Here is a 24,028-nt window from a genome sequence, read left to right on the forward strand (position 1 = left end):
ACCACTTTTCTGTAAAGTTATCGAGAGTAGGAGAAAGGAGCATCTTAATGTACCGTATGCCTCCCGGATTTGGACCCTATGGGATTGGGCCCATGTCGCCATTCGGACAAATGATGCCATTCAGAGGGGGATTTCCCGCTGCACGATCAGCCGGGTTTTTGACTCGGTTTCTTTCACCCAATCCAGGCGGTGGACTCAATCTCGTAAGTATGGTTGAAAACGCACAAAAGGTAATGAAAATGGCTGATACTGTCAGACCATTCATACAGCAGTATGGTCCAATGGTGAAGAACATACCATCTATGCTGGAGCTATTGAAAGAATACCAAAGTTATTCTTCCAATTCTGACTCAACAGAAGAAGAGAAAAAAGATAAAAAAGATGAAATGAAAAATGCCGATGACAAAAATAAAAAATCGTCCGCAAGTAAGAAAAAAACATCTACCACTACTGGTAAAAAGAAAGCCGCAAGCACTGGTAAAAAGAAAACGTCAGCAAATAGTGGAAAGAAAGCTCCGACGAAGCCACTTAAGAAAAAATCCATTCCGAATGTGAAGCATGTTAAACCAGCGCCTCAAGCACTTAAACGCGATTCGGTTCCAAAACTGTATATTTAGACGATATATATTTGTCAACGGTATCGGTCCTCCTTTATAATAAAGCGAGAAGTGCTTGTTATTAAAGGAGGACCTTTTCATATGAAGGTAATCAAAGTCTCACCTCGCGGATATTGTTATGGAGTTGTCGATGCAATGGTCATCGCCAGACAAGCTGCAAGTGACCCTGAAATACCTAGACCAATCTATATCCTGGGTATGATTGTTCATAATAAACATGTCACCGATGCTTTTGAAGAAGAAGGCATTATTACTTTGGATGGTCATAACCGTCTTGAAATACTGAAACAAGTAAATGAAGGGACAGTTATTTTCACAGCTCATGGTGTCTCACCTGAGGTCCGAAGAATTGCCCGTGAAAAAGGTCTTCATACAATAGATGCGACTTGCCCGGATGTGACAGTCACCCACGATCTGATTAAAGAAAAGAAAGAAGAAGGCTATCATGTCGCTTATATCGGGAAAAAAGGGCATCCTGAACCCGAAGGAGCTATGGGAATCGCACCTGATATCGTCCATTTGATTGAAAATGAAGACGATGTTGAAAATCTCGATATCAAAGCAGATAAAATTTTAATTACGAATCAGACTACCATGAGTCAGTGGGATGTCCAACATCTTATTGAACAGATCCAGGAAAAATACCCACAAGCTGAAGTACATGAAGAAATCTGTAAGGCGACCCAGGTCCGTCAGGAAGCCGTTGCGGTTCAAGCAGTTGAAGCTGATCTGTTGCTTGTCGTCGGAGACCCGCGCAGTAACAACTCAAATCGCCTCGCCCAGGTTTCATGGGAAATTGCAGGCACTCCATCACACAGGATTGCAGATGTCACAGAAATTAAGCTCGAGTGGTTGGAAAACGTCGAAACTGTTGCTGTTACAGCAGGAGCTTCTACACCGACGCCTATCACGAAAGAAGTCATCATGTTCCTTGATCAATATGATCCTGAGGATGAAACAACCTGGGAAAGAGAACGGAAAGTAAAATCCAGCAAAATCCTGCCGAAGGTCAAAGCTGCTAAGAAATAAAGCTCACAGTGAAAAGACTGCCAGCGCTGGCAGTCTTTATTTCGTATGCAATTATCCTTTAGTGAATGGTTTTAGATTTCGTAATTTTTAGACTTCCCCCTAAAATTTTACCTAAACCAATAAACCTTAGATAAACTTAAAAGGATCCGTGTGTTCTTTACATCTATAAATCTCTGTTTCAGAGCCCTTCTCTTGAATCCAACCTTCTAAGATTTCCGCTACACCATTAATCATCACTTGTTCGATATTGTGTCCGGGGTCGATGATCGCCATGCCTTCCATCCATGCATCGTGTGCATAATGATACTTGATGTCCCCTGTGATGAATACATCAGCACCTTTAAACATCGCCTTACTGATGAAGTCATTTCCTTCTCCACCGGAAACAGCAATTTTGTTCACTGGCTTTTGAAGATCGCCGACTACCCGGACACCGCCTAAATTGAATATTTCTTTAAGCTTTTCGGCAAGTTCTCCGACTGTCATGGGAACTTTCGGCTTTCCTATTCGCCCAATCCCGAGTGGTTCACCCTGGTTCTCAAGTGGAAGAAGGTCATATGCCACCTCTTCATATGGATGGGATTTTCGTAATGCTGCCAATACTTCCTTTTCAATACTTGCTGGATAGAGTGTCTCGATTTTAACCTCATCGACGAATTCCATTTTGCCTTGTTCACCGATATGTGGATTGGTTCCTTCGTGCGGTAAAAAGGTCCCCGTCCCTGTTGTATTAAATGTACAGTGGCTGTAGTTTCCGATAAAACCTGCTCCAGCCTTTCCTAATGCGTCTCTCACGTTAGCTACATTCGTCTCTGGCACAAACACCACTAGCTTTTTCAGCTTATCTTCCAGCGTCTCCACAAGTACCTCTGTATCTGTCATACCAATTGCATCCGCAAGCAAATCATTGACACCACCCTTTGCCACATCCAGGTTGGTATGAGCGGCATAAACGGTTATGTCATGCTTCATCAGCTTTTGGATCGTGCGCCCGTATGAAGTATCAAGATCGATCCTCTTTAATGGTTTGAAGATGAGCGGATGATGAGCAATGATCAAATCAACATTTTCACGGATCGCTTCATCGATAACAGGTTCGATGACATCCAGCGTCACCATGATTTTTTTCACGCGTTTTTGCAAGGAACCGACTTGAAGGCCGATCGGATCCCCTTCCACAGCCATCCACTTAGGTGCAAGCTGGTCAATCTGTTGTATGATCTCTTGAGCATGTGCATGTTGTTTACTCACTTTATCGCCTCCGTTACTGCATTGATTTTCTGTTTCAAAAGCTCTTTGCGTTCACAGATTTCTTGGGTAGGCAGAGCTTTTTCCAATTGAATAAGAATCCTCTCCCAGTTCTCTTTTTCCCGCTTCCACTTCTTTTCGAACGTACTATTGCACTCATTCATCAAAAATGGACCTAACAATCTTTCCGTATCATTGAAGGTATTCTGTACGTTGGTCGGTTTTGCTACGAGGATTTCATAAATCTTTTCATCCTCTTCAAGAATCGATTCCCCAATCAGTTTCCAATTATTTTTTTCGAACCAATCTCGTATGAAACGAGCCCCCATATTTGGTTGAAGAATAAGACGTTCTATGCCCTGAAGCCGTTCTTTTCCTCGTTCTAAAATGTTACTGATCAACTGGCCGCCCATACCAGCGATCACTACGGCTGAAACCTCATATGGGTCAATCACTTCTAAGCCGTCTCCCAGTCTTACCTCGATTTTATCCTCTAAGCCGAGTGCTTTCACTTGATTATAGGCTGAGCGGAATGGCCCTTCGTTCACTTCTCCTGCGATTGCTTTGCTGATAATCCCTTTTTGCACTGCAAAACAAGGCAGGAAGGCATGGTCAGAGCCGATATCAGCCAGGGTTGAACCCTTTGGTATATATGTCGTCACTTTTTCTAATCGGTTTGAAATGGTTATCATAAATTTTCACCTATTCTATTGAAATACAGTCCTACTATAGCCTTTTTGTTCGTATCAATCAAATAGGATTAATAAAGGCTCTGTTAGGAAAGATTGTTGTTTTTCACAATTCCTTGTAATGGTGTGGAATATACTCGCTTTCCGCAGGCTTTAAGAAAGCGGAAGCGGCCTATTTAATCACGTAGGTCACGAAGACTGGCGAGGAGGCTCGAACCTGGTTCTGCGTAGGCTCACTCATAAGGATGTCTTACAGGTTTCTATTGAACACTGTATCAAATTATTAAATTTATAAGCAATAAACTATTAGAAAACAGCCTTAATAAAAAAGGCGACCCTTCATGTTTGTACGCCAAACATTCAAATAGAGTCAACCTTTACAGATGATCTTACTATTCTTTTTACTCTTCGCCTTCTCCGCCGCCCTCTTCGCCGCCATTTACCAGGAATTCAGCGACTGCTTTTGCTTCTTCAGCACTTAGAGACTGAGCAGGCATTTGGCCTTTACCATTCTGAATGATATCAACGATCTCTTCTGGTTTATACTTAGAACCGACATCTGTAAGAGCTGGTCCCATACCACCTTCAAGGTTTTGACCATGGCAGGATGTACAGGTTTGTTGTACAATTTGCTCTGGTTTCACTTCTTCTCCGCCGCCAGCTGCCTTTTCTTTTGCTTCGTTAACACCTACAGCAGATAAAACAATCATAATTGCAATGCCGAATACAGCAGTGATGGCGAATGGAATCAATGGATTTCTTTTCATCTCTTATCCTCCTTTTGATGCAGGTTGATACTGTTGTTAGTGTTTCCTACCTATGTAATAGTAAACAAGCCATTTACTATTTTACTTTAAAATTCATAGGAAGGAAAGCCTAAACTAGAGAGACGAAACATTTGTCATGATTTGGACACGTTTCCTCCGCCTATAACTGCTGATTGATGGTTGATCACACCGTTTTTACAGATTTATCTTTTAATTCTTCTGCGATTTTTCGCAGTTTATATTTTTGTATTTTTCCAGAAGCGGTCATCGGATATTCATCTATGAAAAAGATATATTCAGGAATTTTATAGTGGGCGATTTTACCTTTACAATAAGAGCGGATGTCTTCTTCTGTTACACCCTCCCCTTCTTTCACTTGCACACATGCCGCAACCTTTTCTCCATACTTTTCATCCGGAACCCCGATCACTTGGACATCGATGATTGCTGGATTGGTATACAAAAACTCTTCGATTTCACGTGGATAGATGTTCTCTCCACCGCGGATGATCATATCTTTTAATCTTCCTGTGACCTTCACATAACCATCCTCATCCATCGTAGCAAGGTCTCCTGTATGAAGCCATCCATCTGAATCAATGGCTTGTGCTGTTGCTTCAGGCATATTGTAATAACCTTTCATCACGAGATATCCTCTTGTACAGAGCTCTCCTTGATCACCAGTCGGAACTTCTTCTCCGGTTACGGGATCAACAATTTTGACTTCTACAATCGGATGTTTCTTACCGACTGTTTCGACCCGTCTTTCAATTGGATCATCTGTCCGCGTTTGCGTGATGACAGGGGAAGATTCTGTTTGACCATAAGCGATCGTGATTTCATCCATTCCCATCAGATTGATGACTTTCTTCATGACCTCGATTGGACATGGAGAACCTGCCATGATTCCAGTTCTTAGGGTTGAAAGATCATAATCATCAAAACTATCAAGATTCAATTCTGCTATGAACATTGTTGGTACTCCGTGTAACCCTGTGCATTTTTCTTTTTCAACAGTCTGTAAAACAAGTTCAGGGTCAAATTGTACAACAGGAACCATAGTGGCACCAACGGATACACAGGCAAGGACTCCGAGTACACAGCCAAAACAATGGAAAAACGGCACCGGGATACATAGTCTGTCCTTTTCCGATAGTTTCATTGCGTTTGCTACCTGGTGGCCGTTATTGACGATATTATGGTGGGTTAACATGACACCCTTCGGAAAACCTGTAGTACCGCTTGTATACTGCATATTGATGACATCATGCGGTTCTAGTTCACTTTCACGCTTCGTCAATTCTTCATCCGAAGTCGAAGCAGCCATTTTCAAAAAGCTTTTCCAGGAAAGCAATCCGTCTGTTTCTTGCTCTTCCATGTAAATAAGTTGTTTTAGCTTAGGGAGATCATTGGATTTTACCCTTCCGTTATTACCGGTCGTACCGACAATTGATTGCACAATTTCAACGTAAGATGTGTCTCGGAACTTGTCCATCATGAATAGGGTGGTCGTATCCGATTGTTTCAACAAATATTCTAATTCACTCTTTTGGTAATTGGTATTGACTGTAACAAGTACAGCCCCCATCCGTGCTGAGCCGAATTGAAGCAATAACCACTCGAAACGGTTCGTCGACCATGCAGCAATATGATCTCCTTTATTGACCCCTAATGCCATCAAGGCTTTCGCAACTTGTCCAGTCAATTCATAGAATTCTTCATATGTATGTCGGATGCCCTCTTTACTGTATACCACCGCATCATGTCCTGGTAACCGCTCAGCTTTTTCTTTCAATAATCGACCAATCGTTTGATTCAAATACATCCCAGCACCTCCATGTTTTTTAGAATAATCATAATTATCAGACTTTTATTGATGAAAGTAAGGTGGTCCCTTAATATAAAAAGGCTCTGCTATTTTCTTACTTGTTGATTTCTACGGAACTCTCCCTTACCGCGGGCAAACGAAAAGCGGGAGCGACCCGGTTAGGCACCTAGGTCACTGGAAAACTGACGAGGAGGCTCGAACCAAACAAAGACTTGGTTCTGCGTGGGCTAACTCATAAGGATGTCAATCAATGTGTTGCCGCCGCAGGAGGTTTGACGTGCTCCAAGTGGCTGGTCGCTGAACTAGACATCACTTCCCTGTATTAACCCACTGCCGCAAGCCTCCTCACTTGCACAGGATCTCAACACAAAAATGAAATCATTTTCGTGTCTACGATGAAAATTCTTAGAAGCGTTCCTTCTGCTGACTTCGACGTTCACCACAGGACGTACTTGTACAGGATGTACTGACTTCGACGTTCACCATAGGACGTAGTGGTATTTAGTCGAGTTCATTATTATAGTCGAAGATCCTTTTAAAGACTGTGGGGTCTTACCTGACTCGTTTTTCCGCAGAAGTGTCACGAATTTCGCATAAAACTTTCAACATTAGAATCAAACAAAGCCTTTGAAGATCATAAAAAGCATGATCTTCAAAGGGTCAGCCTAAAATAATTTGAGCAGTAATCAACAGCCTAATTCTCTGGCTATGACCATACGTTGAACCTCAGAAGTACCTTCTCCGATTTCAAGAAGTCTTCCATCGCGATAAAATCTTTCAACATGATAATCTTTCATGTATCCGTAACCGCCGTGGATCTGGATTGCCTGGGTACATACTTCCATACAGATCTCAGATGCATAAAGCTTTGCCATTGAAGCTTCTTTCGCAAATTTACGGCCCTGATCTTTCAACCATGCAGCTTTATAGACCATCGTCCTTGCCAATTCAATCTTCATCGCCATATCAGCAAGCTTGAATTGGGTAGCCTGGAATTTTGACAGTGTCTTACCGAATTGCTTTCTTTCTTGAGCATAAGCAAGTGCTTTTTCATAAGCAGCTTGGGCTATTCCCACTCCCATAGCACCAATTCCGATTCTTCCGCCATCAAGTGTCATCAGGAATTGTCTGAATCCGCTTCCTCTCTGTCCTAGCATGTTCTCTTCAGGTACACTGATATCTTCCATGATCAATTCTGTTGTATTAGAAGAATTCAAACCTAACTTTTCATAATTATCAATGACTTTGAAACCAGGTGATTCAGTGCTTGCGATGAATGCGGTAATTTCCTTTTCCCCGTCCTTGCGATCAGTTACTGCTGTCAATGCTAAATTTTTCGCATAGCTTGCATTTGTGATGAAGCATTTGCTTCCGTTGATAACCCACTCGTCTCCTTCTTGAACAGCAGTCGTTTCAGTTCCGCCCGCATCTGAACCAGCGTTCGGTTCTGTGAGACCAAAAGCACCAAGGGATTCTCCAGTACATATTGGGGTGAGGTATTTCTTTTTCTGTTCTTCAGTACCGAACATGTGTAATGGCGCGCCACCTAATGAAATATGCGCAGAATATGTAATCCCTGCCGAGCCGCATGCCCTGCTCAATTCTTCGACTACAATAGCGAAACTAACAGTATCAGCGCCACCACCGCCATATTCTTCAGGGAATGGAAGACCCATCATACCTAAGTCTCCTAGTTTTTTAAAGATCTCAACAGGGAATCTTTTCTCCTTATCACGCTGCTCTGCTCCAGGTGCAACTTCCTCCTCAGCAAATTCCCTGATCATTTTGAAAATCATTTTCTGTTCATCTGTTAAATCGAAGTTCATTTACTCCACTCCTGACTGTTTCGATTGTATTCTCTTTGTATACGCTTACATCAATTATACGTTTAAATACAGTAATTTTTCAACAGTTAAAAAAAGTCCGAAAATAGTGTAAAATAGAACACGTATATACCAAAAATTTCCGAACAAGGTTTGCAAATGAAGTTGAAAATCAGTAAAATAAAGGACAAAGAAAAGATAATTGTTTTTTATAACGAAATTCACTCCTTCCCTAGACCAACTACAGGAGTTTCAGGGGATATCACTTAAAGATAACAAAGAAACCAATAAAAAACGAACCATCTCATTTGTGAGATGATCCGTTCATCATTATCGGAGTCTTATTCTAAAAAGTCTTTCAACCGTTTACTTCTGCTAGGATGACGAAGCTTACGCAATGCTTTCGCTTCAATTTGACGGATACGTTCACGTGTAACACCAAACACTTTACCAACTTCTTCAAGTGTTCTCGTGCGTCCATCATCTAAACCGAAGCGGAGTCGCAAGACGTTTTCTTCCCGGTCTGTCAAGGTATCTAAAACGTCTTCCAGCTGCTCTTTCAATAGTTCGTATGCAGCAGCGTCCGAAGGAGCAAGAGCATCCTGGTCTTCAATGAAATCACCAAGGTGTGAGTCATCTTCTTCACCGATTGGTGTCTCAAGTGACACTGGTTCTTGAGCGATTTTCAAGATTTCCCTGACTTTATCAGGAGTAAGCTCCATTTCTTTCCCGATTTCTTCTGGGGTCGGCTCACGTCCGATGTCCTGTAAGAGTTGTCGTTGTACCCGGATCAGCTTGTTGATCGTTTCGACCATATGGACAGGAATACGGATGGTACGCGCCTGGTCTGCAATAGCCCGGGTAATCGCTTGACGAATCCACCAAGTAGCATATGTGCTGAATTTATAACCTTTACGATAGTCGAACTTCTCAACTGCTTTGATCAAGCCCATGTTTCCTTCTTGGATCAAGTCCAAGAACAACATTCCTCGTCCTACATATCGCTTTGCAATACTTACGACGAGTCGAAGGTTCGCTTCTGCTAATCGGCGCTTCGCTTCTTCATCGCCTTGTTCAATCCGTTGCGCTAGACTGATTTCATCGTCTGCAGATAATAAATCCACACGACCGATTTCTTTCAGATACATCCTGACCGGGTCGTTTATTTTCACTCCAGGAGGTACGCTTAAATCATTCAAGTCGAACTCGTCATCCCCGCTTTTCACTACCTCTTGAATATTTGGGTCATCGCCGTCCTCTTCATCCACTATCTCAATACCTTGATCACCCAAATACTCATAGAAAACGTCCATTTGCTCTGAATCCTGCTCAAATGGGGCGAGTTTATTTGTTACTTCATTATAAGTGAGGACGCCTCTTTTCTTTCCGAGTTCAACTAATTGTTCCTTTACTTGATCGATGGTTAATTCACCCTCCGCTTCTTGGCGATTAGGTTTCTCAGCCATACGATCCCCTCCTTCCATACTTCTAACTTCTGTTATTGACTTTCAAAGCCCTTTTCAGCTCGACGATTTCCATCGCGATTTGTGCAGCTTCAACCATGTTCTGTTCGCGTTCTGCACGTTTCTTGTCTTTTTCTTTCTCTTGTATCTGAATTAATTTAGGATATTTTTTAATTTGATTGACATAATCATATAATTCCTGATCCGATATATCCTCATTAATTGTAAGCATCGCCAATTCAGTAACGACTTGCTTCAGGCGTTGATCATCGACTCTCTCTAAGAATAAGCCGATATCTGGTGTGTGACCCTCTGCGTAAAATGCGTATAAATAAGCAGCAATTGCACTATATTCCTCGATATTGAATGCGCCACCCAATAGTTCTTCAACCTTCTCAGCAAGATTTACATCCTTCAGCATATGCGCCAACAATATTCTTTCCGCATTATGGAAAGCAGGTAATAGTCGTGAGGATTGCCCGAAATATTTCTTATGGTTATTCTCCCTATTTCGACCATCATTATCCTTTTTCCTTTTAATACTTAAAAATGCCTGATACTGTTGTTGCTTCACTGCATCTAAAGAAAGGTTGAATTCTTCGGCAATTTGCCGTAAATAGTGGTCTCTTTCAACAGCTTTAGGAAGTTTTGCGATTTCTTGTAGTATCTCTTCGATATACCTCATGCGTTCTCCTTCATCTTGGAGATTTTTTCCTCTACGCATGAACTGCATTTTGAATGCCATTACCGTTAAACTTGCCCCTATTACATCCTGTTGAAAACGATCTCCACCGTGTTTCTGGATATAGTCATCAGGGTCTAAACCTTGAGGCATCTGTGCAATCTTCACATTGCAATTCACTTTTTCCAGGAGCTCTGTAGCACGAAATGCAGCTGTTATCCCCGCATTGTCAGAGTCATAACAGATGATGACTGTCGAGACATTCCGACTTAATAATTTCGCCTGGTCTTGAGTCAATGAAGTTCCTAATGTGGCCACTCCATTGGTAATATCCGCTTTCCATGCTGCAATGACATCCACATAGCCCTCGAACAAAATCACTTTATCCTCTTTCCGCATAGCTGGACGAGCTAGATGATAGCCATAAAGTATCTTCCCTTTATTGAAGATTTTCGTTTCAGGACTGTTCAAGTATTTCGGTTCTCCATCACCGAGTATCCTGCCGCCAAAAGCGATATTCTTCCCCTGGGTATCCCAGATTGGGAACATGATCCGGTCCCTGAACCGATCGAAAAATTTCCCATCGAATTCTCGCTTTCCAACTAATCCTGCTTCCTGCATCATAGGAAGCGAGTAATTTCTCTTCTGCAGGAAAGAGCTTACGAATTCCCAGGAGTCAGGCGCATAACCAATTTGAAAGTGTTCGATCATTTCGTCGTTAAAGCCTCGATTATACAAGTACTCTTTTGCTTTTTGCCCGTAATCGGTATTTGTTAAACAATGGTGATAAAGACGTGCAAGTAAGCGGTGGCCATCCTTCATGATTTCTTTCTCTTTGCTGGCTTTGTCGTTTTGATTGAAGGAAGCTAACTCCGGTAATTCGATACCGACCCGGTCTGCGAGGTTTTTGACCGTTTCAATGAAAGTGAAGCCTTCTACTTCCATTAAAAATGAGAAGACGTTTCCCCCTTTACCACAGCCAAAGCACCTGAAGATCTGTTTATCACCTGAGACAGAAAATGAAGGGGTGTTTTCATTATGGAACGGACAAAGACCAAAGTAGTTGCGTCCTTGTTTTTTTAGTTGAACATACTCACCAACAACATCGAGGATGTCATTCGACTTTTGTATTTGTTCGATTGTTTCTTCAGGAATCCGAGATCCCATGCTATCACCATTCTTTACTGTTCTGTCCTTGTTTAAAACAAGAAAAACAAGAAGTGTTTCATTTAATCCCTTCAGAAAAGATTTTTGTGAAGTTCTTACTGAATCTTTGAGCATCTTCTTCTGTAAATGGGGGCGGGCCTTTTGTCCGGTGTCCCGAGCGTCTCAGTTTACTTGAGTAATAGCGAGATTGTAATAATGAGGGCATTTCATCCTCTGTAAAACGTTTCCCACGCGGTGATATGACATTAACACCTTTAGAAACCAATAAACTCGCAAGGCCATGGTCCTGAGTGATCACAACATTCCCTTCTATAGAATGATTGACGATATACATGTCCACAGATTCTGGTTCTGAATCTACCATGATCCATTCGGCACTGCGATGTTGATCTGTAGCATGACTGTAAGAGGCAATAAAAAAAACCTTGTACTCATAGAAATTCGAGATTTCAAGGATTGCCTTTTTTATTTGATTCGGACAAGCATCAGCATCAACCAACACATTTCGAGTTTTCTTCATGTATTTGTATTTCTACATCCTCTCAAGAATTCCTGCCAACAGGTCAATGTTTTATATTTCAGAATATTGTCGAATTCTGCTTTTATAGTATAACCAAAATATGGTTTGTTCATAACTTGTGCAAAATCCACACAATAGTGTATTATAACGCATTTTCCTTTTGTTGACTATCATAAAGATTTCTATGTCCTTACATTTCGACAAAAAATGCATATACCCTTTTTTATTTTTGCTGTTTTCTAAAGTTTATTACTAATGGACCCTATAAATTTGATATAGAAGTCTATGAAAACTATAAGCACTGGAAATTTACGAGACTCCTGCGGAAAAAGTGAACCAAGCGAAACCCCACTCGTTATAAAGAGTTCTTCGACTTAATAAATGTATGTGGTCTTGTACTGAATCTTGGGCTGAACGTCGCAGCCATCATAAGGAAAGCTTCTAAGAATTCTTATCGCAGACACGAAAATGATTTCAAATTTGCGTTGAGATCCTGTGCAAATGAGGAGGCTTGCGGATCGCCCGCGGAGCGAGTATATTTCCAGGCATTACATGAATTCTGAAAAACAACAACCTTTACTAAAAGACCTTTATTTCGAAATCCTTTTATCTTATTCCGGAAAACCTGATTTTATATTTCCGTGATTTACCTAATACCATTCGTCTTCCAATACAAAAAAGAAGGGGCTGACAGACTACTTTTTGTCAGCCCCTTCAATCTATTCGATTTCTATTATAGTTATTCCTTAACGATTCTTATTTTTATGGATGTTAAGAATGTAGTTTGCCGTTTCCTCTACTGCTTTGTTTGAAACATCCACGACTCTGCAGCCGAGGCGGTCGACGACTTTATCAAAGTACTCCAGTTCATCTTTTATACGACTCATGTTGGCGTAATTCGCATGATCATCCAAACCGAGAGCTTTCAAACGTTCTCTGCGGATATCGTTCAATTTTTCAGGACTGATGCGAAGCCCGTAACATTTTGAAGTAGACACCTTGAATAACTCTTCAGGTGGTTCTACTTCTGGGACAATCGGTACGTTCGCAACTTTGATTCGTTTTAACGCTAAGTATTGGGACAGGGGTGTTTTAGAGGTTCTCGATACGCCAACTAAAACGATGTCCGCCTTCAATATCCCTCTTGGATCTCTCCCATCATCATACTTGACCGCAAATTCGATTGCTTCCACTTTTCTAAAATATTCTTCATCCAGCTTATGGACAAGTCCAGGTTCATTACGAGGACTTTTTTGAAAAACCGTTGCCATCTGATTGATCATTGGCCCTACAATATCGATAGCAGCTACACCTTCACTGGCAGCAAGTTCTACTAAATAGTCTTTAATTTCTGGCACAACGAGGGTGAATCCGATGATTGCCTGATTATCTTTTGCTAATGCAACAACCTCTCTTACAGTTTGTTCATCCTCAACATATGGAAAACGTCTGATTTCAATATTGGTCGAGTTGAACTGGCTCGCCGCAGCTTTGACAACTAATTCAGCGGTTTCCCCTACTGAATCTGACACGACATACACGATTGGTCGTTCTATTTTGTCTGACATTGGTACCTCCTTTATCGACACTAATGTAATTCTTATAAAATTGCATCACTTGAGAAATCTACTAATGCTTTGGTTATATTCGTCTTGGTAATCCGCCCGATCACTTCATAAGCATCTTCCCCTGAAGTATCCTTAATAACAGGTACAGCATCGATTTGTTTATCGATCAATTTTCCCGCTACCTCGATCAATAAATCTTCTTTTGTACACATCGTTATATTCGGCATGCGAGTCATTATGATATTTACAGGGATTGAGGTCAACTCTTGATTCCCCATACTTGCCCGCAAGAGATCTTTACGAGATAAAACCCCTGCTAATCTTGACTCTTTATTGACCACGAAAAGTGTACCGACATCTTCTAAAAACATTGTACAAATAGCATCATACACATTCGCTGACTCCTGGACGACAACTGGAAGTGATAAGTATTCCTTTACTTTGATTTGCCGAATCTTCTCGGTCAATAGCTGTGCACTTGTTTTCCCTGTATAAAAATAACCGACACGAGGTCGTGCGTCTAAATAACCTGCCATTGTCAAAATGGCAAGATCCGGGCGAAGCGTAGCTCTTGTCAAATCTAATTTATCTGCAATTTGTTCTCCTGTTATCGGACCTGAATCTTTTACGATTTCTACAATGCGTTCTTGTCTATCATTCAGTTCGATTGGTAACACCACCTTACTGCCCAGTATATGCTATACACTTTTGGATACATTATATCCTATTCAGGATGGAAATAGGAAGTATTTCCGAATAAATATAACCTAAATACATCAATAGTAAAGCATAATAAGAAAAGATACTGGTTTCTGGAGTTAGACAAAAGAAAAGCAGTTTTTAGTTTTTGTTGTTTTTCATAATTCCGGTTTAATGGAGTGGAAATATACTCGCTTTCCGCGGGCGATCCGCAAGCCTCCTCGCTCGTTCCTCGCTGTGGGGCCTTGCTTGGCTCGCTTTTCCCTCAGGAGTCTTGTATATTTCCACTGCCTACAGGTTTTCATCAATCTCTATATCAAATGATAACCATTAATTAGCAAACAAGCTATTATAAAACCTCCAAACTTTCACAGAGCCAATGGAAAAAGAAGACCACGGTCATACGGTCTTCTTTTCAAATAAGTAAAAAGCTCTGTTTCAAAGTCTATCCTTAAAGCACTAACTGATTGAAATCGGCAAATGAAAGAATCACTTTTGATAAGTTTTTCATCTGCGCTTGGCGGTTTTCTCTGATCGCCTCATTATCTGCGTTGACCATCGTATTATCAAAGTACCGATCGATAATTTCAGGCAATTGCATCAAACGATTATAAAATCCATCGACATCCTCTGGTTGTTGTAAATTCTCGCTTTGCTTTTTACAGCTTACATACTGGTCATATAATGCCTTTTCTTCTTCATTTTCGAATAATCCTGTGTCAATATTACTCAATGATTCATCCAGATTTTTAGAGATATTGAGTACACGGGTCAACGAGACATTGGCATCTTTGAATGTTTCCTGATTTAGATATCCGCCTAGAATTTCTGCTCTTTTGATCAGTAAGTCTACTCGACCTAATCTACCAGTCAAGACTGCGTCGATTACATCGTATCGAACACCTTGATCTTGGAGAATCGTTTTTAAGCGGATATTGAAAAATTCGATCAGCTGATTAAAAACTTCTTGTCGATCATTTTTCAATAATTGTTTTTCTTCATATACATCTAAAACAGCATTCAAGAGTTGTTCAAGCTCAACCGGCCACGCCTTCTGAATCATGATTTGCAATATACCAGCCGCTTGTCTTCTCAATGCATAAGGATCCTGAGAACCCGTCGGAATGATACCGATACCGAAGCAGCCGACAATCGTATCCAATTTATCAGAGACACTCAAAACAGAGCCAACGACGGTTCCAGGCAGAGAATCCCCTGCAAATCGAGGTTGATAATGTTCGTTCACTGCTGCAGCTATAAGCTCATCTTCTCCGAATAATTTTGCGTATTTTTCACCCATGACGCCTTGCAGTTCTGGAAACTCATAAACCATTTGAGTGACAAGATCAAATTTACAGATAGAACCAGCACGCTGAATGAATTCTTCCGACTCATTGTCCAACAGGAGCAAGCTGCTTGTAGAGGAAGCGTGGATCTTGATGCGTTCAACTTTATCTGCAATCGTCCCTAACTCTTCATGAAACACAATGGATTCAAGTTTCGCCAGGTAATGATCGATTGACTTTCGTTTATCTTCGTTGTGGAAGAATTGAGCATCCTTCAAGCGCGCACGCAAGACCTTTTCATTTCCTTTGACGACATTCGCAAGGTGATTATGATCACCATTTCGTACTGTTATGAAATATGGTTGAAGCTCTCCATCATTGTTCTGGACAGGAAAATAACGTTGGTGCTCTTTCATCGAAGTGATCAGCACTTCAGATGGGAGCTCCAGGAACTCATCATCGAATTTTCCATGTAAAGCAGTCGGGTATTCGACCAGATTGTTCACTTCCTCCAACAGTGCATCGTCGATTGGAATTTTCCATCCTTCTTCCTCCTGGATGTTTTCCAATTGATGTTGGATGGCTTCTTTCCGTTCTTTCGGATCAGCAATGACAAATTGCCCAAGAAGATCAGTAGGATATTGTTCAGGTGATTCTATTTCAATCTCTTCACCAAGGAAACGATGACCATACGTTTTTCGATCTGCTTGTACCCCAGCAACCTCTAATCCCGGTACCTCACTACCGAATAAGAACAGAAGCCATTTGATCGGGCGGACGAATTTGAATTCTTTATCCCCCCACCTCATATTCTTTGGAAAATGAAGGTTCTGGATCACTTTGTCCAATTGAGGTAATAGATCCATGGTAGATATGCCCGTTGTGTACTTATTCGCGAATACATATTCAGTATCTTTCACTTCTTTAAAGAAGAGGTTCTCAGGGTCCACTCCTTGTCCTCTGGCAAAGCCTAATGCAGCCTTCGACCAGTTTCCATTTTCATCAAGAGCGATTTTCTTCGCTGGACCTCTAAGTTCTTCTTCTTGGTCCTCTTGCTTCTCTGCAACATCTGTTATTTTCACAGCAAGTCGTCTAGGTGTGGAGTATGGCAGTACTTCACCGAATGGAATCCGGTTTTCCGTAAGCCAACCCGCAACTTTATCAGACAGCTGGTACATGGCATCTGTCACAAAGCGTGCAGGCATTTCCTCTAAACCGATTTCTAATAAGAGATCCTGTTTACTCATCGACTTTCGCCCCCTTCAGCATCGGAAACCCTAATTGTTCTCTTTGCTCATAATAAGCTCTGGCACATTTCCTTGCTAGATTTCTGACACGTCCGATATATCCCGTTCGTTCTGTAACAGAAATCGCTCCCTTTGCGTCAAGTTGATTGAATACATGGGAACATTTCAATACATAATCATAACCCGGGAATACCAGCCGCTCTTCGATTGCCCGCCTTGCCTCTGTTTCATAGACATTGAAAAGGTTGAACATCATATCTGTATCTGATACTTCAAACGTATATTTCGAGTGTTCGTATTCAGATTGAAAATAAAGATCGTGATACGTAATTCCTGAATGCCACTCTAGATCGAATACATTTTCTTTGTCCTGTATGTAAGAAGCAAGACGCTCGATCCCATAAGTGATTTCAGCGGATACAGGTTTTGCATCTAAACCGCCTACTTGCTGAAAATAAGTAAATTGTGTAATTTCCATGCCATCGAGCCACACTTCCCAACCTAATCCAGAGGCAGACAAAGTCGGTGCTTCCCAGTTATCTTCTACAAATCGGATGTCATGCTCTGTTGGGTTGATACCGATTTCCTTTAGACTTTCCAAATATAGCTCCTGGATGTTATCAGGTGATGGCTTCATGACTACCTGGAATTGATGATGCTGGTAAAGACGGTTTGGATTTTCTCCATATCGGCCGTCGACAGGTCGTCTGGATGGCTCAACGTAAGCCACGTTCCAAGGTTCAGGTCCTATGCTTCGTAAAAATGTCATCGGATTCATCGTTCCTGCACCTTTTTCCACATCATACGCTTGCATGACGAAACATCCCTGTTCTGCCCAGTAACGCTGCAATGTAAGAATCATATCTTGTAAATTCATAACGACCTCCACGTTCAATGTTTTAATTTTTTAGCTTTTGTCTAAATGGTTGTTGCTAATGAAACCTTAGATTTGATAAAGAACCTGTAAGCGATGGAAATATATGAGACGCCGGCGGAAAAGCGAGCCAGGCGAGACCCCGCAATCTTTTAAAGGATCTTCGACTATAATAATGAACTTCGACTAAATACCACTACGTCCTATGGTGAACGTCGAAACCAGCATTAGGTAAGCTTCTAAGAATTCTCATCGCAGACACGAAAATGATTTCATTTTTGTGTTGAGGATCACTTTAAACTTCCTGCGGCGACAACACATTGATTGATTTCCTTATGAGTTAGCCCACGCAGAACTAAGTCTGAGTTTGGTTCGAGCCTCCTCGTCAGTTCTCCCGTGACCTGCGTGACTAGACGGGTCGCTTCCGCTTTTCCTGTACCCGCGGAAAGCGGGTATATTTCCACCATCATAACGATAGGTTTTGGTGGAAGCAACAATCTTTACTAAAAGAGCCTTTCTTTTCGAACCTGACACAGGTAAGTCGGATAAAGAAAACTTGGCAAAGCCAAACCTTAGCGAAGGCTGAGCCATAGTTGCCCTTATACTTTCTTTCAGTACAAAAGAAAAAACTCTCATCCCTATGTCTGGCTCGACATAGGGACGAGAGTTTACCCGCGGTTCCACCCTATTTGGAGTTGAGTCCTTAATCGACTGTCTTCATACAGATGATCATCTACCCGATGATCATTGAAGTGTCCGATTAGTCCTTCACCCCCGCTTTATTAAAATGCTCCAGAGCGCCCTTCCTTACCTTTCAATCTCTAGCTTTCACCATCCTAGAGTCGCTTGGAATTGAAGTTGTAAGTACTCCTCTCCTTCAACGCGTCGATTTAAATTTTGTTGAAAGTATCATAATCGTTTTTGATAAGTATGTCAAATCTTTATTCAAATTTCTGTAATTGATCGAGAAAACGTTTTGATTTCAGTCGGACTCCTGTATATTCATCGATGTATGTAGTCAAAACTTTGTTCAATGTCTTTTTCGTTTCCTCTTTTACAGAAACATTTCCTAACCTCGATAGATCAATATGGTAAATAAGGTTTAAAAGCTTTGCAGTCTGCGGTGTCAGGACAAGTGCATTTGGATCGGAATGCCTGCACTGATTACAGAGGAACCCTCCTTCACCAATCGAAAATGAAAAGATTCCTTCTCTTCGTCCACAAAGGACACACCGATCGACCTGGGGACTTACACCCGAAAGCCGAAGCATTTTCATTTCGAAGATCGCTTTCAAAATATCCGGGTCAACACCCTCATCCAAATAAGTCAGAGATAGCTTCAAGAATTCGAACAAAGCGGGTGAGGCTTCGTTGTCTTCAGTCGTTTTATCCAGAAGTTCCACCATATAAGCTGCATACGCTGTTTTAAAAATATCCTGCTTGATCCCCCGGAACGTATTGATGATCTCTCCCTGACTCAAGCTTCCTAATCCACTTCCCTTTTGTATAAGGAAGTGAGCGTGAGTGAATAACTGGGAAACAGAAGAGAGGCGACTTTTCGTCTTTTTCGCCCCTCTTGCCATCATCCCCATTTTGCCAAAATCCTTTGTATAAACGGTTACTACTTTGTTGGATTCTCCGTAATCCGACGTTCGGATCACGATTGCTTCTGATTTGATCAACATCACCATCACCGCCTGCTATCAAATGTGATGCAATCAAAGTTCTGTTTCTAAATAATCGCCTTTCCTTTCTTCAATTTCCAACAGGTCAGATGATCGTTCGTTTTCACTCTCTAGTTCTTTTAACAAGAGATACGTATCGATATTACCTGTCTCGCAAAACAGTTTCCAGGTAAAGTCCCTCATGGAATATCTCCACCTTTCGAAAGAAAATAAGCAATCCTTAACATTAGAGTGACCTTGATTACAAATTTCATGTTATGGAATTTTTGACAATTTCACATTACACATTTTGCTCTTTTGGACGTGAATCTACACCCGCTGGTGATCCGTATGCCGTCCCACTTGATCAGTATGTGTCTTCACTGAATCCGAGATCCCTCAAATTGAACGGACGGTTCCGCCAATCCTTCTGTACTTTCACCCACAGTTCCAAATAAACTTTTGAACCTAAGAGGTGCTCGATATCTTGACGCGCAAGCGAACCGATTTTCTTCAGCATACCGCCCTGTTTTCCAATCAATATCCCTTTTTGTGAAGAGCGCTCAACAACGATCGTTGCAGTGATATCGACCATGTTCCCATTCTTTCGGCGTTTCATCTCATCAATGACAACAGCTACGGAATGAGGTACTTCTTCGTGCGTTAGATGCAACACTTTTTCACGAATCAGTTCAGCGACAACAAAACGTTCCGGATGATCCGTCACCTGGTCCTCAGGATAGTATTGTGGACCTTCTTCAAGATATTTGGTGATCTGTTCCATCAACGTGTTGACATTGTTGCCATTCAACGCTGAAATAGGCACAATTTCTGCAAAATCCAGCTTTTCACGATATTGCTCGATGATCGGCAGCAACTCATCAGGATGCACTTTATCAATCTTATTGATCACTAAGAAAATAGGACTTTTCACATTTTGCAGGCGATCAAGGATAAACTGATCCCCACGTCCATAACCTTCTTCGGCATTGATCAAAAACAAGATGATGTCAACTTCATTCAACGTTTCTTGCGCAATTTTCGTCATGAAGTCACCAAGTTTATGTTTCGGTTTATGAATGCCAGGCGTATCGATGAAAACCACCTGTTCCTCATTCGTTGTATAGACTCCATGGATTTTGTTGCGTGTCGTCTGAGGCTTGTCACTCATGATGGCGATCTTTTGTCCAAGCACATGGTTCAACAACGTCGATTTACCAACATTCGGACGTCCAATGATGGATACGAATCCTGACTTGAATCCTTCTCTACCCATTTAAATCCTCCGGTGAGAAAGCGCCTGGCAGTAATTCACTGACTTTCAGCTCTTGGGTGTCGCCTTTTAGATTGGTCAGAAAAACAGGCATAGTAGGTGAACATAGCTCTGAGATCACTTGTCTGCATGCTCCACAAGGTGGAACTGGACGTTTCGTATCTGCGACGACTGCCATAGCCTGGAACGTCTTGTCCCCTTCCGAGTATGCCTTGAACAAGGCTGTCCGTTCAGCACAATTACATAGACTGTAAGCAGCGTTTTCAATGTTAGCTCCACGATAGACCTTACCATCCTCAGTCAACAAGGCTGCTCCGACCTGGAATTTAGAATATGGTGTATATGCAAACTTCCTTGCTTCAATTGCTTCTTGTATCAATTCATCTTTTGTCAAGTATATTCACCTCTATAAAACGATTTCAATTATTGGTCCAGCAAATAGAAGGAATCCTATTATAACAGCAATGATACTGAAAATAAAGACTGAACCAGCAGCAAAGTCCTTTGCTTTTTTCGCGATTGGATGATATTCCTCTGTCAGCAGGTCGACAACTCGCTCAATTGACGAATTCATCAATTCCAGTCCCATCACGATTCCAATCGTAAGCAAGAGAATCGACCATTTCACAATTGAAAAACCGAGAAAGAAAGCAAAAATGATGGTGAAAACAGCAAAAACACAATGGATGCGAAAATTACGTTCCTCTCGCCAGCCCTGTAATACTCCCTCAAATGCAAAGCGAAAACTTCTCGCAACCTCTTTAATCATGATCGTCTCAATCCATAAGAATTGAGTATGGCGTCTTGTCTTCCTAACATTTTCTTTTCATCTTCATCGTCCATATGATCATACCCTAATAAATGCAGGAACCCATGGACTGCCAGAAAACCAACCTCACGCATGAAGGAATGACCATATCCTTCAGCTTGTTCACTCGCTTTTTCAATTGAAATGATGATATCTCCAAGCAAGATCGGATGATCGTCCTCAAGAATCTTCACTTCACCCTCAACTTCATCCTCTAGGGCAAAGGAAATGACATCAGTTGGTCTGTCGATCCCTCTATATTCAGAATTGATCTCTTGGATACGTACATTCGTCACAAACGTCACAGAGAGTTCTGTTCCTTGTTTGACCAATTCTTCTTTAGCAGCATGCTGAAGCAGACTTTCTACTTCACTTATCAAGGATTCATCCAATTGTTCGGTTTCATCATATAAATCTATGGATAACATTATGCTTGGCTCACTTTCTTTTTATGAATTTCCTCAGGGTATTCAATACGGGAATGGAACATGCCATTCAACGTTTCGCAAATGCTGATCGTAACGGTTTCGAGTTCCTTCAATGTAATCGAACATTCGTTGAATTGTCCATCCTCCAAACGTTCAGCAACGATTTTCCGTACTAATGATTCTATCTTAGTCGGTGTAGGCTTTGCAATAGAACGGACAGCAGCCTCTACTGAATCTGAGATCGAGACGATTGCAATTTCTTTTGTTTGCGGTTTCGGCCCTGGGTAACGAAAATCGGATTCTGTGACCTGTTTATCAGATTGCTGCATCGCTTTATGGTAAAAATATTTCAATAATGTGGTTCCATGATGCTGCTCTGCGATATCAATAATCTCAGTCGGGAGATTATATTCCCTCAGCATTTCAGCTCCATCGTACGGATGCGCGATGATGATCGTTTTACTGAGCTGTGGTGATATCTTATCGTGTGGATTTTCAATATTCATCTGGTTCTCAATGAAGAAGTGAGGGCGCTTCGTCTTTCCAAGATCATGGTAGTAAGAGCCCACTCTTGCCAGAAGACCATTTGCACCGATCGCTTCGCATGCAGCCTCAGACAAATTAGCGACAACGACACTATGATGATACGTTCCTGGTGTTTCCATGAGCAATTTCCTAAGTAACGGATGGTTCGGATTTGAAAGTTCAATCAGCTTCATGGAAGTCAAAATACCGAAACCTGCTTCAAAGAATGGTAAAAGCCCAAGTGTCAATACAGCGGATATGAACCCCGAGAAAAGTGCATAACCAACCTGCCAGGAGATATCGGTCAGTCCAAATTGACCATTCGTCAATGCCAAAATGAGCAACACAACAATCGAATTGATGACTGACACAAAGAATCCGGCTTTCAGAATTTTAGATTTGACGTTTCTCTTTCCAAGGAAAAGGATACCTGAAAGTGAGCTGATAAGGACATAGGTTCCTATCGTGAAATTGAATGGACTTGCTGTATTCTCGTTAAAAATTAAGCTTCCACAAATCGCGAAAACGATACTTGAAATGATCGCACTCTGTTCATCGATCAACATTTTGATCATCATCGTTCCAAAAGCGACTGGTACGATGAATGCCACACTAGGATAATAGATACTGAGCAAGCTGGTAATTTTCATCAATATAAGTGTGATCGAAAACAATAACACGTAAATGATCAATTTGATGTTTTCTTTTTTCTTTTCACCGATCAGATCACGGAGGTAATAGATCAAGAAGGCGGTCAATAAGAGGACCAATAATCCAAGGCCGATATATGGATAAGGAGAAAAGTCCTCTTTCAATAAGCCGACAATCTCCAGTTTATAGAGGGCATCACTGGTAATACGGCTTCCTTTTTCAACTATGATCTCTCCTTCGCGGATGAAGACTGGCTCTACATTCGCTATCGCCTCTTCACGTAATCTCTTCGTCTCTTCTGCATCAAACGTATAAGTAGATGTAATCGCACTTGCTGTTATCTCGCTTAAGGCTGGTTTAACACTGTCAGATATGAATGCATTCCCGATGAAAGGTTCGACTTCCTTCTTCTTTTCACTAATCTGCTCAACGGTAATTTTATCCTTCATGATCGTTTTTATCGTTGAGATCGCAACATCTTTAGCCATTGAGACATCAGCTTTAGAAGCATTCAGAAAAGTGATCAATGAATCATCTTTAATGTCTTTAGAAATGAATTCTGGAAGGCTGTTACGAATTAAATTGATGTTTTGTTTGGTTGAAGTGATTGTGTCAGCATCTGTTTCAGGTGTATCTTCGTCTTTTTTAGGATCTGAATTATCGTTTTCTTTGGAATTTTCAGCTTGAATCTCCTGGATCTGAGTGAACAATTTTTCAATATATACGACTTGGTCAAGGACTACATTTTCCTTCTCCACATATTCATCTGGAACAGAGGCAGCTGCTTCCGCTTCTTTAGCATTCGTTTCCCTTTGGTTTTGGATACGGTACGGGGATTGAATATCATCTTCAGCAATCGAATTCAAACTGACATCCAGCTTTTCAGGAATTACGTTGCTTATCATCGTAACCACCATCACAAAAGCTAGCGTCAGATAAAGAAGGAATCGGCTTATTTTACTGTTTTCAATTTGATTCCATTTCGTTTTCAGTTCATTGATTACTTTGGGAGACATTCAATCCCACTCCTTCTATGGTGACGCCCTGGTTTGTAAGATAAAGATCGGTTATGTATTTCCCTGAAATGAATCTCCTGTTAATGTCACCATTAAAATTTATAATGTCTTTATTAAACGACGTTCACCACAAGACCACAGATTTTAATTCCACCC

Annotated in this window: 21 protein-coding genes; 2 read left to right on the forward strand and 19 right to left on the reverse strand. The window is 41.4% G+C overall.

The window, feature by feature from the left end; all coding sequences use genetic code 11:
- Positions 1 to 47: 47 nt before the first annotated feature.
- Both KOL94_RS08540 and KOL94_RS08545 read left to right on the forward strand, forming a co-directional pair.
- A complete protein-coding gene (locus KOL94_RS08540; protein ID WP_260412258.1) occupies positions 48 to 617 on the forward strand; it encodes a YqfQ family protein in 570 nt (189 codons plus the stop codon).
- A gap of 81 nt (positions 618 to 698) precedes the next feature.
- The gene (locus tag KOL94_RS08545) at positions 699 to 1,646 is read left to right on the forward strand and encodes a 4-hydroxy-3-methylbut-2-enyl diphosphate reductase (RefSeq protein ID WP_221565618.1); all 948 of its coding nucleotides are present in this window, start codon (positions 699 to 701) and stop codon (positions 1,644 to 1,646) included.
- A gap of 126 nt (positions 1,647 to 1,772) precedes the next feature.
- Here KOL94_RS08545 and KOL94_RS08550 read toward each other — a convergent pair whose 3' ends face one another.
- From KOL94_RS08550 to KOL94_RS08640, 19 genes are all read right to left on the reverse strand, one after another.
- Entirely contained in the window at positions 1,773 to 2,897 is a 1,125-nt protein-coding gene (locus KOL94_RS08550; protein ID WP_221565620.1) for a Nif3-like dinuclear metal center hexameric protein, read from the reverse strand.
- Positions 2,894 to 3,586, reverse strand: coding sequence for a tRNA (adenine(22)-N(1))-methyltransferase (locus KOL94_RS08555; protein WP_221565622.1), 693 nt, complete (start codon positions 3,584 to 3,586; stop codon positions 2,894 to 2,896). Before KOL94_RS08555 ends, KOL94_RS08550 begins: the two co-directional genes overlap by 4 nt.
- A gap of 398 nt (positions 3,587 to 3,984) precedes the next feature.
- Complete coding sequence (gene cccA / locus KOL94_RS08560; RefSeq protein ID WP_221565624.1) at positions 3,985 to 4,350, reverse strand: cytochrome c550; 366 nt, start codon at positions 4,348 to 4,350, stop codon at positions 3,985 to 3,987.
- Positions 4,351 to 4,534: 184 nt separating this feature from the next.
- A complete protein-coding gene (locus KOL94_RS08565; protein WP_221565626.1) occupies positions 4,535 to 6,175 on the reverse strand; it encodes an AMP-binding protein in 1,641 nt (546 codons plus the stop codon).
- 689 nt (positions 6,176 to 6,864) lie between these two features.
- Complete coding sequence (locus KOL94_RS08570; protein WP_221565628.1) at positions 6,865 to 8,004, reverse strand: acyl-CoA dehydrogenase family protein; 1,140 nt, start codon at positions 8,002 to 8,004, stop codon at positions 6,865 to 6,867.
- 338 nt (positions 8,005 to 8,342) lie between these two features.
- Positions 8,343 to 9,467 (reverse strand): RNA polymerase sigma factor RpoD, encoded by a 1,125-nt coding sequence (gene rpoD / locus KOL94_RS08575; RefSeq protein ID WP_221565630.1) that lies wholly within the window; start codon positions 9,465 to 9,467, stop codon positions 8,343 to 8,345.
- 22 nt (positions 9,468 to 9,489) lie between these two features.
- The gene (gene dnaG, locus KOL94_RS08580) at positions 9,490 to 11,313 is read right to left on the reverse strand and encodes a DNA primase (protein ID WP_221565632.1); all 1,824 of its coding nucleotides are present in this window, start codon (positions 11,311 to 11,313) and stop codon (positions 9,490 to 9,492) included.
- A gap of 58 nt (positions 11,314 to 11,371) precedes the next feature.
- Positions 11,372 to 11,833, reverse strand: coding sequence for a YaiI/YqxD family protein (locus KOL94_RS08585; RefSeq protein WP_221565634.1), 462 nt, complete (start codon positions 11,831 to 11,833; stop codon positions 11,372 to 11,374).
- A gap of 746 nt (positions 11,834 to 12,579) precedes the next feature.
- Complete coding sequence (locus tag KOL94_RS08590) at positions 12,580 to 13,401, reverse strand: pyruvate, water dikinase regulatory protein (protein WP_221565636.1); 822 nt, start codon at positions 13,399 to 13,401, stop codon at positions 12,580 to 12,582.
- Positions 13,402 to 13,433: 32 nt separating this feature from the next.
- On the reverse strand, positions 13,434 to 14,081 hold the full coding sequence (ccpN, locus tag KOL94_RS08595) for a transcriptional regulator CcpN (protein WP_311775119.1): 648 nt from the start codon (positions 14,079 to 14,081) through the stop codon (positions 13,434 to 13,436).
- Between the two features lie 470 nt (positions 14,082 to 14,551).
- Positions 14,552 to 16,633 carry a glycine--tRNA ligase subunit beta gene (gene glyS / locus KOL94_RS08600; protein WP_221565638.1) on the reverse strand — a complete coding sequence of 694 codons (2,082 nt, stop codon included), beginning with the start codon at positions 16,631 to 16,633 and terminating at the stop codon, positions 14,552 to 14,554.
- Positions 16,626 to 17,510 carry a glycine--tRNA ligase subunit alpha gene (gene glyQ, locus KOL94_RS08605; protein ID WP_221565640.1) on the reverse strand — a complete coding sequence of 295 codons (885 nt, stop codon included), beginning with the start codon at positions 17,508 to 17,510 and terminating at the stop codon, positions 16,626 to 16,628. Before glyQ ends, glyS begins: the two co-directional genes overlap by 8 nt.
- Positions 17,511 to 18,448: 938 nt before the next feature.
- Positions 18,449 to 19,192: a DNA repair protein RecO gene (gene recO / locus KOL94_RS08610; RefSeq protein WP_221565642.1), complete on the reverse strand. Its 744-nt coding sequence runs from the start codon at positions 19,190 to 19,192 to the stop codon at positions 18,449 to 18,451.
- A 33-nt stretch (positions 19,193 to 19,225) separates the two neighbouring features.
- Positions 19,226 to 19,375 carry a YqzL family protein gene (locus KOL94_RS08615; protein ID WP_221565644.1) on the reverse strand — a complete coding sequence of 50 codons (150 nt, stop codon included), beginning with the start codon at positions 19,373 to 19,375 and terminating at the stop codon, positions 19,226 to 19,228.
- A 163-nt stretch (positions 19,376 to 19,538) separates the two neighbouring features.
- Complete coding sequence (gene era / locus KOL94_RS08620; protein ID WP_221565645.1) at positions 19,539 to 20,447, reverse strand: GTPase Era; 909 nt, start codon at positions 20,445 to 20,447, stop codon at positions 19,539 to 19,541.
- Positions 20,440 to 20,838 (reverse strand): cytidine deaminase, encoded by a 399-nt coding sequence (locus tag KOL94_RS08625; RefSeq protein WP_221565646.1) that lies wholly within the window; start codon positions 20,836 to 20,838, stop codon positions 20,440 to 20,442. Before KOL94_RS08625 ends, era begins: the two co-directional genes overlap by 8 nt.
- Before the next feature lie 12 nt (positions 20,839 to 20,850).
- Entirely contained in the window at positions 20,851 to 21,213 is a 363-nt protein-coding gene (locus tag KOL94_RS08630) for a diacylglycerol kinase family protein (RefSeq protein WP_221565647.1), read from the reverse strand.
- Entirely contained in the window at positions 21,210 to 21,683 is a 474-nt protein-coding gene (gene ybeY / locus KOL94_RS08635; RefSeq protein ID WP_221567634.1) for an rRNA maturation RNase YbeY, read from the reverse strand. The genes KOL94_RS08630 and ybeY overlap by 4 nt, the downstream gene beginning before the upstream one ends.
- Positions 21,680 to 23,872, reverse strand: a complete 2,193-nt coding sequence (locus KOL94_RS08640) for an HD family phosphohydrolase (protein ID WP_260412260.1) — start codon at positions 23,870 to 23,872, stop codon at positions 21,680 to 21,682. Before KOL94_RS08640 ends, ybeY begins: the two co-directional genes overlap by 4 nt.
- Positions 23,873 to 24,028: the final 156 nt, after the last annotated feature.

This window comes from Alkalihalobacillus sp. TS-13 (assembly GCF_019720915.1).
Taxonomy (GTDB): domain Bacteria; phylum Bacillota; class Bacilli; order Bacillales; family Fictibacillaceae; genus Pseudalkalibacillus.